This is a genomic window from Streptomyces sp. HB132, assembly GCF_016909575.1.
GTDB lineage: Bacteria > Actinomycetota > Actinomycetes > Streptomycetales > Streptomycetaceae > Streptomyces.
The window spans coordinates 753,882-766,625 of the sequence record NZ_JAFBGA010000001.1 but is presented as its reverse complement, the minus strand read 5'-3'; the positions used below and the strand labels follow the sequence as shown (position 1 = coordinate 766,625).

Sequence of the window (12,744 nt, the reverse complement as noted above, 5' to 3'; positions counted from 1 at the left end):
GCTTCGCGGCACAAGGACTCCACGCGGACGTACACCTGTGCCCGACCCACCGACAAGCGGGCCGGGCACATCTCTTGACTTCTCGTCACACGTTGAAGCGGAACTCCACCACGTCGCCGTCCTGCATCACGTACTCCTTGCCCTCCATGCGCGCCTTGCCCTTCGCGCGGGCCTCGGCGACCGAGCCCATCTCGACGAGGTCCTCGAAGGAGACGATCTCCGCCTTGATGAAGCCCTTCTGGAAGTCGGTGTGGATCACACCGGCCGCCTCCGGGGCCGTGGCGCCCTTCTTGATCGTCCAGGCGCGGGCTTCCTTCGGGCCTGCCGTGAGGTAGGTCTGGAGGCCCAGGGTGGCGAAGCCGACGCGGCCCAGGGTGGCGAGGCCGGGCTCTTCCTGGCCCATGGACTGGAGGAGTTCGAGCGCCTCCTCGTCGTCGAGCTCGATCAGCTCCGACTCGATCTTGGCGTTCAGGAAGATGGCCTCCGCCGGGGCGACCAGGGCGCGCTGCTCGTTCTTGAAGTCCTCGTCGACCAGCTCGTCCTCGTCGACGTTGAACACGTAGAGGAAGGGCTTCGTCGTGAGCAGGTGCAGCTCGTGGAGGAGCCTGCCCTTCTCGGTCCCAGCCGTGATGCCCCGGGAGAAGAGGGTGTCGCCCGCTTCGAGGATCTTCTGGGCCTCCTCGACGGCCGCGAGGACCGCGACCTTCTCCTTCTGGAGTCGGGACTCCTTCGTCAGGCGCGGGACCGCCTTCTCGACGGACTGAAGGTCGGCCAGGATCAGCTCGGTGTTGATCGTCTCGATGTCGTCCTTGGGCGAGACCTTGCCGTCGACGTGGACGACGTTCTCGTCCTTGAAGGCGCGGATGACCTGGCAGATGGCATCGGACTCGCGGATGTTCGCGAGGAACTTGTTGCCCAGGCCCTCGCCCTCGCTCGCGCCGCGCACGATGCCCGCGATGTCGACGAAGTCGACGGTTGCGGGGAGCAGCTTCTGCGAGCTGAAGATCTCGGCGAGCTTGTTCAGGCGGGGGTCGGGGACGCCCACGACCCCGACGTTCGGCTCGATGGTGGCGAACGGGTAGTTGGCCGCCAGCACGTCGTTCTTGGTCAGGGCGTTGAACAGGGTCGACTTGCCGACATTCGGCAGGCCGACGATTCCGATCGTGAGCGACACTTTGGCGACTTCCTGAAGTGAGGTGAGGGGCTGTGCGGGCGGGCCGGGAGTGGACCGATTCTCCAGTTTACGGGCGGGGCGGGGCGCCCCGTCACGGGTGCAGGGACGGAGCCGGTCAGGGCCGGACGGGCCTGTTTCGGCCGTGCGGGGTCGAACGCAACGCCAAGGTCGTCCAAAACGCGTGTCCAACGCCCGAAAGAGTGCACCCGGCGACCTAGGTTGTCCGGGTGGAGCAGCACAGGACACATACCCCGCAGCGCAGGCAGCCCTCGCAGGTCCGGTCCGCCCCGCCGGGCGGCCTCGGCGAGGGGAGGTCCGCGGTGACGGTGACCGTCGCCCCGCCGGTGGCGGGGCGAGCGGCGGGTTCCCGGCCCGGCGGCGCCGGGCCCCTTGCCCAGGCGCTGCGCAGGTTCCCCAACCCCCGGCTGACCGGGATCGGCGCCGGGCTTTTCGCAGCCCTCGTCATGTTCCTGCTGGCCTGCGTCGACCGGCTGCTCTTCGGCGGTTCCGAGATCGTGTACGGCCTGCTGTTCCTGCCCGTCAGCGCGCTGACCGCCCTCTGGGTGCGGCCCGCCGACCTGGTGACCGCGCCGATCATCGTGCCCATCGCCTTCGCGGTCGGCGTGATCCCCGTCGCCGGGGGCACGGGCGGCTTCGGCGGTCACACGATGGCCGTGGTGACCGCGCTGGCGGTCCACGCCGGCTGGCTGTACGGGGGCACGCTCGTCGCGGGTCTCATCGCCACCGTGCGGAAGGTCCGGCAGATGCGGGAGCGGCAGCGTCACCTGGTCAGGGCCGACCGGGCTGCCCGCCGCCCCCGCGCCTAGGGGTTACTTGCCGGCGGCCGCCATGGCCGCGCCGACGATGCCGGCGTTGTTCTGCAGCTCGGCGGGGACCATCTCGGCCCGTACGCGCTCGATGAGCGGCAGGAACTTCTCGGCCTTGCGGCTGACGCCGCCGCCGATGATGAAGAGCTCGGGCGAGAACAGCATCTCCACGTGGACCAGGTACTTCTGCACCCGGTGCGCCCAGTGGTGCCAGCTGAGGTCCTCGTCCTCCTTGGCCTTCGTGGAGGCACGCTTCTCCGCGTCGTGACCGTGCAGCTCCAGATGGCCGAGCTCGGTGTTGGGGACCAGCTGCCCGTCGGTGAAGAGAGCGCTGCCGATGCCCGTACCGAGGGTCAGCATGATCACCGTGCCCTTGCGGCCGCGGCCCGCGCCGAAGGTCATCTCGGCGACACCCGCCGCGTCGGCGTCGTTGAGGATCGTGACGGGCTGTCCGATCCGGTCGCTGAGCAGCGTCCGCGCGTCCGTGTCGATCCAGCCCTTGTCCACATTGGCCGCGGTCCTGGTGATGCCGCCGGTGACCACTCCGGGGAAGGTGATGCCGACCGGCCCCTGCCAGTCGAAATGGCCGACGACCTCGGCCACACCGTCGGCCACACTGCCGGGCGTGGCCGGGTGAGGTGTCAGTACCTTGTGGCGCTCCCGCGCCAGCTCTCCGCGATCCAGGTCCACGGGCGCGCCCTTGATCCCTGAACCGCCGATATCCACACCGAAGATCTCCATGTGATCCACGGTACGGCCAGGTGGCGCCGATCACTCCCCCGACGGGCGAACCGGCGACGCCCGCACGGGCGCGCGGGTCACCCGCGGGAGAGCCGCGTACCCCGGGTCTACTCGGCGGCGAGCGCCGCGGCCTCGGCACGCAGGTCGCGGCGGAGCTCCTTCGGCAGCGAGAAGGTGATCGACTCGTCCGCCGTCTTGACCGTCTCCACGTCCGCGTAGCCCCGCTCGCCCAGCCACTCCAGCACCCCGTCGACCAGGACGTCGGGCACCGAGGCGCCCGAGGTGAGGCCGACCGTGGTGACGCCCTCCAGCCATGCCTCGTCGATCTCGTCGGCGAAGTCCACCAGGTGGGCGGCCTGAGCGCCTGCGTCCAGGGCCACCTCGACCATGCGGATCGAGTTGGAGGAGTTCTTCGAGCCGACGACGATGACCAGCTCGGCGTCCTCGGCCAGCTTCTTCACCGCGACCTGGCGGTTCTGCGTGGCGTAGCAGATGTCGTCGCTGGGCGGGGAGAGGAGGTTCGGGAACTTGTTCTTGAGGGCGCCGACCGTCTCCATCGTCTCGTCGACGGAGAGCGTGGTCTGGGAGAGCCAGACGACCTTCGACTCGTCGCGGACCTCGACGTTGGCGACGTCCTCGGGGCCGTCGACCAGCGTGATGTGGTCGGGGGCCTCGCCGCTCGTGCCGATGACCTCCTCGTGACCCTCGTGGCCGATCAGGAGGATGTCGTAGTCCTCCTTGGCGTAGCGGACGGCTTCCTTGTGGACCTTGGTGACCAGCGGGCAGGTCGCGTCGATCGTCGCGAGATTGCGCTCGGCGGCCTCCGCGTGGACAGTCGGGGCGACGCCGTGCGCGGAGAACATCACGATGGAGCCCTCGGGAACCTCCGCGGTCACGTCGACGAAGATCGCGCCCTTCTTCTCGAGCGTTTGCACGACGTACTTGTTGTGCACGATCTCGTGACGGACGTAGATCGGGGCACCGTACTGCTCCAGGGCCTTCTCGACGGCGATCACGGCGCGGTCCACGCCCGCGCAGTAGCCACGGGGCGCGGCGAGCAGGACACGGCGGGCAGGAGTTGCAGTCATGCGTCCCATCGTAAGGCCGTACCGAACAGGCGCCGGATCGGCGGGGTCGGGAGACTGATGCGTACGCAATCCAGTGACGGAGGCTTCATGGCGGACAGCGGCAGCAGCACGGACGAGGGATCGCTGAGGCGCACACTCGGGTTCCGGGACCTGGTGGTCTACGGGCTGCTGTTCATCGCCCCCATGGCCCCGGTCGGCGTGTTCGGCACGCTCGACGCGAAGTCCGACGGGGCCGTGGCGCTGGTGTACCTGGTGGCGACGGTGGTGATGGCCTTCACGGCGTTCAGCTACGCCCAGATGGTCCGTGTCGCCCCGCTGGCCGGGTCGGTCTTCGCCTACGCCCGTAAGGGCCTCGGGGAGGGGCCGGGGTTCATCGCCGGCTGGATGGCCATGCTCGACTACCTGCTCATCCCTGCCGTGGCCTACCTCTTCTCCGGGATCGCGATGAACGCCCTGGTCCCCGAGGTGTCGCGGTGGGTGTGGACGGCGATCGCGGTCGTGGTGACGACCCTGCTCAACCTCTGGGGCGTACGGGCTGCGGCCCGGGTGGGCTTCGCGGTGCTCGCCATGGAGATCGTGGTGCTGCTGGTGTTCGTGGTGTCCGCCGTGGTCGTACTGGCCAGGGACGGGGCCCAGCGCGGCTGGCTGACGCCTCTCACCGGGGACACCGGGTTCTCGACGACCGCGGTGCTGGGGGCGGTGTCCGTCGCCGTGCTCTCCTATCTGGGCTTCGACGCGATCGCCTCGTTCGCGGAGGAGGTGACGGGGGGTTCGGCGAAGGTGGCGAGGGCGGTGCTCTTCTGCCTGCTGCTCGCCGGGGTGCTGTTCGTCGTCCAGTCGTATCTGGCGGCCCTGCTGCAACCGGTGAGCTCGGCGGAGCTCGCGGCGGACCCGGTGATGCAGGGGTCCGCGTTCTACGACGCGGTGGACGCCTCGGTCGGCACCTGGCTGCACGACCTGGTGGCCGTCAGCAAGGCGATCGGGGCGGCCTTCGCGGCGCTGGCCGGGCAGGCGGCGGCCGGGCGGCTGGTGTTCGCGATGGGCAGGGAGGGGCGGCTGCCGTCGTTCCTCTCCCGGGTCGACGGCAGGTCGGGGGTGCCGCGCGTCGCGATCGCGTGCGCCGCGGTCGTGACGCTGGTGGCGGCGGTGTGGGCGGCCCGGCGCGACGACGGCCTCGACCACCTGGTGTCGGTGGTGAACGTCGGCGCGCTCACCGCGTTCGTGCTGCTGCACGCGTCGGTGGTCGGCTGGTTCGCCGTACGCCGGATGGAGGGGCCGCCGAGCTGGTGGCGCCACGTCGTGGTGCCGGTGGTGGGTGCCGGCGTACTGGTCGCGGTGATCCTCGAGGCGACGGCGACCGCCCAGCTGGTGGGCGTGTGCTGGCTGGGGATCGGCCTGGTGGTGCTCGCGCTCCAGTGGGGGCGGCGGGCCGCCTGATTGTCGGCACCGGCCGATACGCTCGCCCGTATGGCTCTCACTACGTCCCCGGAAGCCCCGCTGCCCGTCGGCGACGTGTCGCGGCTGATCGGCGGGTGGATCGACCGGCTCGGCGCGGTCTGGGTCGAGGGGCAGATCACCCAGCTGTCGCGGCGGCCCGGTGCGGGGGTGGTGTTCCTGACGCTTCGCGATCCGTCCCACGACATCTCGGTGAGCGTGACCTGCTTCCGGCAGGTCTTCGACCGGATCGCCGATGTGGTGACGGAGGGCGCCCGGGTCGTCGTCCTCGCCAAGCCGGAGTGGTACGCCCCTCGCGGGCAGTTGTCCCTTCGGGCCACGGAGATACGGCCGGTGGGCATCGGGGAGCTGCTGGTGCGGCTGGAGCAGCTGAAGAAGTCGCTGGCGGCCGAGGGGCTCTTCGCCCTTGACCGTAAGAAGCCGCTGCCTTTCCTGCCGCAGCTGATCGGCCTGGTGTCCGGTCGGGCGTCGGCGGCCGAGCGCGATGTGCTGGAGAACGCCAGGCGGCGCTGGCCCGCGGTGCGCTTCGAGGTGCGCAACACCGCGGTGCAGGGCGTGCACGCCGTGAACCAGGTGGTCCAGGCGGTGCAGGAGCTGGACGGGCTGCCGGAGGTCGACGTGATCGTCGTCGCCCGCGGCGGCGGCAGTGTCGAGGATCTGCTGCCGTTCTCCGACGAGGCGCTGATCCGGGCGGTGGCCGCCTGCCGTACACCGGTGGTCTCCGCCATCGGGCACGAGCCGGACTCGCCGCTCCTCGACCTGGTGGCGGACGTGCGGGCGTCGACGCCGACGGACGCGGCGAAGAAGGTCGTGCCGGACGTGGGTGAGGAGCTCGACCGCGTCCAGCAGCTCCGGGACCGGGCGCTGCGGACCGTGCGCGGGCTGGTCGACCGGGAGGAGCGGGGGCTCGCGCACGCGCTGGGCCGGTCCTCCATGGAGCGGCCGCAGCGGATGGTCGACGAGCGGGAGGCGGAGATCGAGGCACTGACCGGGCGGAGCCGCAGGGTGATCGGGCATCTGCTGGACCGTGCCGACTCGGAGCTCGCGCACACCCGGGCCCGGGTCGTGGCGCTGTCGCCCGCGGCGACGCTGGAGCGGGGATACGCCGTGCTGCAGCGGCCGGACGGCCACGTGGTGCGCTCCCCCGCGGACGCCGGGGCGCCCGGTGGCCAGCTGCGGGCGCGGGTCTTCGAGGGCGAGTTCACCGTCCGGGTCGCGGAGTGAGGGCCGGGGATTGTCCGAGCCCGCGCATAGGGTGGTCGGCATGACGGACGACGGGACGACGACGGCTGCCGCGACGGGCACGCTCGGATACGAGCAGGCGCGGGACGAGCTGATCGAGGTCGTACGCCGCCTGGAGGCGGGCGGCACGACGCTGGAGGAGTCGCTGGCCCTGTGGGAGCGCGGCGAGGAGCTGGCGAAGGTGTGCCGGCACTGGCTGGAGGGCGCGCGCGCCCGGCTGGACGCCGCGCTGGCGCGACCGGAGGAGCCCTCCGAGGCGGACGGTCCCACGGGCTGAGGCGCGAGGCGCGGGAACTTCGGGCACGGCGCCTGTGCGGGGGGCGCTGAGCGGTGGGGGTGCGGCGCGCGGCCCGTCACGAAGTGGTGGATCGCCGCGCCGCGGATCTATGCGCCGTGCACCATGGATCTCTGAGCCGTGCACCTGTGCACCGTGGATCTGTGTGCCGTAGCCCTGTGTGCCGTGGATCACGCCGAAGTGATTTAGTTGAACTTTAATCTATTATTCGGTTACGGTGCTTCCGGTGCTCCTGAAGCCCCCACCCGTATCCGTCGGAAGGTAACGCCCCAGATGTCCCTCGTTCTTGACCCCGCCGCCCAGGACCTCCTCTTCCGTGAGGCCCGCACTGCGAACACGTTCACCGACGAGCCGGTGACCGACGAGCAGGTCCAGGCGATCTACGACCTGGTCAAGTACGGCCCCACCGCCTTCAACCAGTCGCCGCTGCGCGTCGTCCTGGTCCGCTCGGCCGAGGGCCGCGAGCGCCTGGTGAAGCACATGGCCGAGGGCAACCGCCCGAAGACCACGACCGCCCCGCTGGTCGCGCTCCTCGTCGCGGACCACGAGTTCCACGAGGAGCTCCCGGCACTCCTGCCGCACTTCCCGCAGGCCAAGGACGCGTTCTTCTCCGAGCGCCCGGTCCGCGAGCAGTCCGCCGCCCTGAACGCCGCGCTGCAGGCCGCCTACTTCATCATCGGCGTCCGCGCCGCCGGCCTGGCCGCCGGCCCGATGACCGGCTTCGACGCCACGGGCATCGAGAAGGAGTTCCTGGACGGCGACCACAAGCTGCTCATGGCCGTCAACATCGGCAAGCCGGGCGAGGACGCCTGGTTCCCGCGCCTGCCGCGCCTGTCCTACGACGAGGTCGTCACGACCGTCTGAGTTCCTCTCCAGGAACCGACACAGGAGCCCCGCGACGCCGAGCGTCGCGGGGCTCCTGTGCGCTCACGGCAGGACTGGGACCCGAATCCCGTCAGGAAGCGGCGGGCGCGCCGGACGGGGCGTCGCCGGCCGGGGCCGTCTCCAGGGCGGCCGCCATCTCGGCCAGCCGCCCGGCCGGGGCCGATCCGGTGACCACCGTCGTCACACCCTCGGCGTGCAGCACCAGCGCGTCGTACTTCGGCCCCTCCCAGACCTCCCAGGCCCGACCGGAGACGTCCCGCGTGCGCCCGGTGTTCTCGGCGTCCTGGCTGACCGCGGGCACGTACTTCTTCGCCGGGGTCGTCGACTGCTCCACGGCGACGTACCGGTCGTCCGGGTCGAGGTAACCGAGGTGCCAGCCCGCGCCGTTCTGCCCCTCGTAGGAGACGGAGGTCGGCTTCCAGCCCTCGGGCAGCCCGGCCGGGGCCGCCACCGGGTACGGCGCGGCCCGGCGGGCCGTCGCGAGTTCCACCCGGTAGTCGACCGCCTTGATCGGGTCGGCCTTGTCGTCGTGCGGGATGAAGATGTAGACGACGCCCGCCACTGCGGTGATCACGAGCATCGACAGGATCATGTCCCGGACGGTCTGCTTGCCTCGCTTGCTTGCCACGGACTCAATGGTGGCATGAGCGCCCCGCCGGCCGGTCGGCGGGCGCCTGCTCATACGTGACCCGCCCTGCTCATTTTATCGACCTACCGATAGAGTCACAGCACCCTCTTTTCCGGTCGTCGTCGTACAGAAAGGTGCGCTCCGATGTCCGAGCATCATCTGCCGTCCCCGCTCGAGGTCTCCCCCGAGGCCCCCGACCGCAACCTGGCCCTCGAGCTGGTGCGGGTCACCGAGGCCGCCGCCATGGCCGCCGGGCGCTGGGTCGGCCGCGGCGACAAGATCGGCGCCGACGGCGCCGCGGTGAACGCCATGCGCACGCTCGTCTCCACGGTGTCGATGAACGGCGTCGTCGTCATCGGTGAGGGCGAGAAGGACGAAGCCCCCATGCTCTTCAACGGCGAGCACGTCGGCGACGGCACCGGAGCCGAGGTCGACATCGCCGTCGACCCGATCGACGGCACCACGCTCAACGCCAAGGGCATGCCCAACGCGATCGCCGTACTCGCCGCCGCGGACCGCGGCGCGATGTTCGACCCGTCCGCGGTCTTCTACATGGACAAGCTGGTCACCGGTCCCGAGGCCGCCGACTTCGTCGACATCAACGCACCCGTGTCCGTGAACATCCGACGCGTCGCGAAGGCCAAGAACTCCGCCCCCGAGGACGTCACCGTCGTCATCCTGGACCGCCCCCGGCACGAGAACATCGTGCGGGAGATCCGGGAGACGGGCGCCCGGATCAAGTTCATCTCCGACGGCGATGTCGCCGGCTCGATCATGGCGGCGCGCGAGGGGACCGGCGTCGACCTGCTCATGGGGATCGGCGGCACCCCCGAGGGCATCATCTCGGCCTGCGCCATAAAGTGCCTCGGCGGCGTCATCCAGGGCAAGCTCTGGCCCAAGGACGAGGCCGAGCGGCAGCGCGCGCTGGACGCCGGTCACGACCTGGACCGGGTGCTGTCGACGGACGACCTCGTCAGCGGCGACAACGTGTTCTTCGTCGCCACCGGGATCACCGACGGTGAACTGCTGCGCGGTGTGCGGTACCGCGCGGAGACGGCCACCACGGAGTCCCTGGTGATGCGGTCCAAGTCGGGCACGATCCGGAGGATCGACTCGACGCACCGGCTCTCGAAGCTGCGCGCCTACAGCGCGATCGACTTCGACCGAGCCAAGTAGACCCTCGGGTAACGGACATGGGGGCCGCTCCGAACGGGCGGCCCCCGGTCCGCCCGTGCCGGAATCAGCCCGCGGCGGCTATGCGCCCCGTCTGGGACGCCGCCTTGAGCTCCATGTCGCGCCTGCGGCGCCGGGCGAGCGCCACGCGGCGTTCGGCGGCGGTGAGGCCGCCCCACACCCCGTAGGGCTCGGGCTGTATGAGCGCGTGCTCCCGGCACTCCACCATCACCGGACACCTCCCGCAGACCTGCTTCGCAGCGTCTTCACGCGACAGCCGGGCAGCAGTCGGCTCCTTCGACGGGGCGAAGAACAGTCCGGCTTCGTCCCGGCGGCACACCGCCTCCGAGTGCCAGGGCCCCGCCTGGTCCTCCCGCGCGGGCGTGCGCTGGGAAGGTACGGCGGCGACCTGCAGGGGCTGATGCGGCATGTGCAGCACGGTCCACTCCTGACGACGGCTTCGGGCTTCGCGAGCGAGAGGCGATGCAGCTCTCCCTACCCGCTGTGCGCACGCCTAAGCACTGAGTGGCATCGCCCCACGCCCACCGCGAGGGCACCTCACCGACGGATGGCCGGAATGCGCCGTCGACCCGCCGGCCCGTCTCAGTGCCCGAGGTGTTTGCGCAACTGCCGGTGCAGGTTGGCGATGAGCTTGCCACGCTTGGGTTTCGCCTCGACGTTCCCGAACACGGAATAGCCGTTCACCACGACCACCGGTGCCTCCGGGTCCGCGGATTCCAGTGTGTCGACCTCGAAACTGCCGAAAATACCCGTTCCGCTGCCACGCAGCGAGATGTTCTCGGGGACCTTGATCTCGACACTGCCGAAGATCGACGTCGCGTTGACGACCGTCAGACGCTGGCCGAACAACGCCTCGGTCAGGTCGATCTCGACGCTGCCGAACAGCGCGAAGGCGTTCGTACGGCCACCGACGCGCCAACGGCCCCTGCGGGTGGAGCTGCTGAACACCGCCACCAGGTTCTCGGGGGGCCCGGCCGCCTCCCCGGGGCCGTATCCGTAGGCAGGGGCGGACGGCCTGGCGGTGCCGCCCGGCGCCGGCAGGTCCTGGACCAGCGGCTCGAGTTCGCCGACGGTCTTGGCCCGGTAGACCAGGTCGACCCGCTCGGCGTGCTCCTCGGCGGTCAGCCGGCCCTCGGCGACCGCGTCCCGCAGGATGTCCGCGGTCCGGTCACGGTCCGCGTCGGAGGCACGGAGTCCGGCGGGCGCGGGACCGGCCGGAGCGTCGGGCTGCTGGGGCTGCTTTTCGAGGTCCACCGGCCAAGCGTACCGAAACGCGATAGATCGCGACCAGTGCCTCACCGGCCCCGTTCCCGATCCGGCCCACGGATCGAGCGGTCCGGGGTGAGCCTTACCTCACAGGCTCGGCACGCCCCCGGGGTTCTACCCTGGTGGATGCGCTGCCCAAGGGAGGGCAGCCGCTGTCGCCGAGTGAGGAATGGCCGTAATGCCAGAGTTTGCGTACTCCGATCTGCTCCCCCTGGGAGAGGACACCACGCCGTACCGGCTGGTGACCGCCGAGGGCGTCTCGACCTTCGAGGCCGACGGCCGTACGTTCCTCAAGGTGGCTCCGGAGGCCCTGCGCACCCTCGCCGCGGAGGCCATGCACGACATCTCGCACTATCTGCGGCCCGCCCACCTGGCGCAGCTGCGCCGCATCGTGGACGACCCCGAGGCCTCGTCCAACGACAAGTTCGTCGCGCTGGACCTCCTGAAGAACGCGAACATCGCCGCCGCGGGTGTCCTGCCGATGTGCCAGGACACCGGTACGGCGATCGTCATGGGCAAGCGCGGCCAGAACGTGCTCACCGAGGGCGGCGACGAGGAGGCCCTGTCGCACGGCATCTTCGACGCGTACACGAAGCTGAACCTGCGTTACTCGCAGATGGCCCCGCTGACCATGTGGGACGAGAAGAACACCGGCTCGAACCTTCCGGCGCAGATCGAGCTGTACGCGACGGACGGCGGCGCCTACAAGTTCCTCTTCATGGCGAAGGGCGGGGGCTCGGCCAACAAGTCGTTCCTCTACCAGGAGACGAAGGCCGTCCTCAACGAGGCCTCCATGATGAAGTTCCTGGAGGAGAAGATCCGTTCGCTCGGTACGGCGGCCTGCCCGCCCTACCACCTGGCGATCGTCGTCGGCGGTACGTCGGCCGAGTTCGCGCTGAAGACCGCCAAGTACGCCTCGGCGCACTACCTGGACGAGTTGCCGGCCGAGGGCTCGCCGACCGGTCACGGCTTCCGCGACCAGGACCTGGAGCAGAAGGTCTTCGAGCTGACACAGAAGATCGGCATCGGCGCACAGTTCGGCGGCAAGTACTTCTGCCACGACGTCCGGGTCGTCCGCCTCCCCCGCCACGGCGCCTCGCTGCCCGTCGCGATCGCCGTGTCCTGCTCGGCCGACCGCCAGGCGACCGCGAAGATCACCGCCGAGGGCGTGTTCCTGGAACAGCTGGAGAAGGACCCGGCGCGCTTCCTCCCGGACACCACCGACGAGCACCTGGACGAGTCCGGCGACGTCGTCCGCATCGACCTGAACCGGCCGATGGACGAGATCCTCGCCGAGCTGACCAAGTACCCCGTCAAGACCCGCCTCTCGCTGACCGGACCGCTGGTCGTGGCGCGCGACATCGCACACGCCAAGATCAAGGAGCGGCTCGACGCGGGCGAGGAGATGCCGCAGTACCTCAAGGACCACCCGGTGTACTACGCGGGCCCGGCGAAGACCCCCGAGGGCTACGCATCGGGTTCCTTCGGGCCCACGACGGCCGGCCGCATGGACAGCTACGTCGCCCAGTTCCAGGCGGCGGGCGGCTCCAAGGTGATGCTCGCCAAGGGCAACAGGTCCAAGCAGGTCACGGACGCGTGCGACGCCCACGGCGGCTTCTACCTCGGCTCGATCGGCGGCCCCGCCGCGCGCCTCGCGCAGGACTGCATCAAGAAGGTCGAGGTCGTCGAGTACGAGGAGCTCGGCATGGAGGCGGTCTGGCGCATCGAGGTCGAGGACTTCCCCGCCTTCGTCGTGGTCGACGACAAGGGCAACGACTTCTTCACCGAGCCGGCCCCGGCACCGACCTTCACCAGCATCCCGGTCCGCGGTCCCGGCCTCGGCTGACCCAGCTCGTACCGGAGGGGCGCACCCGGCCGGGTGCGCCCCTCCGGCATGAGCTCCGCCGGTGTACGCGTGAACGTCGCGGCCGGGCGTGATCCGCCCGGCG

13 protein-coding genes are annotated in these 12,744 nt (G+C 70.4%); 7 read left to right on the top strand and 6 right to left on the bottom strand.

Annotation, left to right across the window (positions count from 1 at the left end; genetic code table 11):
• Window positions 1–85 precede the first annotated feature (85 nt).
• Window positions 86–1,174 carry a redox-regulated ATPase YchF gene (gene ychF, locus JOC24_RS03755; RefSeq protein WP_205018626.1) on the bottom strand — a complete coding sequence of 363 codons (1,089 nt, stop codon included), beginning with the start codon at window positions 1,172–1,174 and terminating at the stop codon, window positions 86–88.
• 227 nt (window positions 1,175–1,401) lie between these two features.
• Between ychF and JOC24_RS03750 the strand changes: the two genes are divergently transcribed.
• The gene (locus JOC24_RS03750; protein WP_205018625.1) at window positions 1,402–2,001 is read left to right on the top strand and encodes a DUF6542 domain-containing protein; all 600 of its coding nucleotides are present in this window, start codon (window positions 1,402–1,404) and stop codon (window positions 1,999–2,001) included.
• Between the two features lie 3 nt (window positions 2,002–2,004).
• On the opposite strand, the gene ppgK is transcribed toward JOC24_RS03750, so the two are convergent.
• Window positions 2,005–2,742 (bottom strand): polyphosphate--glucose phosphotransferase, encoded by a 738-nt coding sequence (gene ppgK, locus JOC24_RS03745; RefSeq protein WP_205018624.1) that lies wholly within the window; start codon window positions 2,740–2,742, stop codon window positions 2,005–2,007.
• A 107-nt stretch (window positions 2,743–2,849) separates the two neighbouring features.
• Window positions 2,850–3,839 carry a 4-hydroxy-3-methylbut-2-enyl diphosphate reductase gene (locus tag JOC24_RS03740; RefSeq protein ID WP_205018623.1) on the bottom strand — a complete coding sequence of 330 codons (990 nt, stop codon included), beginning with the start codon at window positions 3,837–3,839 and terminating at the stop codon, window positions 2,850–2,852.
• 78 nt (window positions 3,840–3,917) lie between these two features.
• Between JOC24_RS03740 and JOC24_RS03735 the strand changes: the two genes are divergently transcribed.
• From JOC24_RS03735 to JOC24_RS03720, 4 genes are all read left to right on the top strand, one after another.
• Window positions 3,918–5,267, top strand: a complete 1,350-nt coding sequence (locus tag JOC24_RS03735) for an APC family permease (RefSeq protein ID WP_205018761.1) — start codon at window positions 3,918–3,920, stop codon at window positions 5,265–5,267.
• Window positions 5,268–5,297: 30 nt separating this feature from the next.
• Window positions 5,298–6,509, top strand: a complete 1,212-nt coding sequence (xseA, locus tag JOC24_RS03730; protein WP_205018622.1) for an exodeoxyribonuclease VII large subunit — start codon at window positions 5,298–5,300, stop codon at window positions 6,507–6,509.
• Between the two features lie 40 nt (window positions 6,510–6,549).
• Window positions 6,550–6,804: an exodeoxyribonuclease VII small subunit gene (locus tag JOC24_RS03725; RefSeq protein ID WP_205018621.1), complete on the top strand. Its 255-nt coding sequence runs from the start codon at window positions 6,550–6,552 to the stop codon at window positions 6,802–6,804.
• Between the two features lie 291 nt (window positions 6,805–7,095).
• Complete coding sequence (locus JOC24_RS03720; protein ID WP_205018620.1) at window positions 7,096–7,686, top strand: malonic semialdehyde reductase; 591 nt, start codon at window positions 7,096–7,098, stop codon at window positions 7,684–7,686.
• Between the two features lie 91 nt (window positions 7,687–7,777).
• On the opposite strand, the gene JOC24_RS03715 is transcribed toward JOC24_RS03720, so the two are convergent.
• The gene (locus JOC24_RS03715; RefSeq protein WP_307792622.1) at window positions 7,778–8,335 is read right to left on the bottom strand and encodes a DUF4245 domain-containing protein; all 558 of its coding nucleotides are present in this window, start codon (window positions 8,333–8,335) and stop codon (window positions 7,778–7,780) included.
• Window positions 8,336–8,479: 144 nt separating this feature from the next.
• Between JOC24_RS03715 and glpX the strand changes: the two genes are divergently transcribed.
• Window positions 8,480–9,511 (top strand): class II fructose-bisphosphatase, encoded by a 1,032-nt coding sequence (glpX, locus tag JOC24_RS03710; protein WP_205018618.1) that lies wholly within the window; start codon window positions 8,480–8,482, stop codon window positions 9,509–9,511.
• A 64-nt stretch (window positions 9,512–9,575) separates the two neighbouring features.
• On the opposite strand, the gene JOC24_RS03705 is transcribed toward glpX, so the two are convergent.
• Window positions 9,576–9,947: a WhiB family transcriptional regulator gene (locus JOC24_RS03705; RefSeq protein ID WP_205018617.1), complete on the bottom strand. Its 372-nt coding sequence runs from the start codon at window positions 9,945–9,947 to the stop codon at window positions 9,576–9,578.
• Between the two features lie 164 nt (window positions 9,948–10,111).
• Complete coding sequence (locus JOC24_RS03700) at window positions 10,112–10,783, bottom strand: DUF1707 SHOCT-like domain-containing protein (RefSeq protein WP_205018616.1); 672 nt, start codon at window positions 10,781–10,783, stop codon at window positions 10,112–10,114.
• A gap of 190 nt (window positions 10,784–10,973) precedes the next feature.
• On the opposite strand from JOC24_RS03700, the gene JOC24_RS03695 reads away from it, so the two are divergent.
• Window positions 10,974–12,641 carry a fumarate hydratase gene (locus tag JOC24_RS03695; protein ID WP_205018615.1) on the top strand — a complete coding sequence of 556 codons (1,668 nt, stop codon included), beginning with the start codon at window positions 10,974–10,976 and terminating at the stop codon, window positions 12,639–12,641.
• Window positions 12,642–12,744 lie beyond the last annotated feature (103 nt).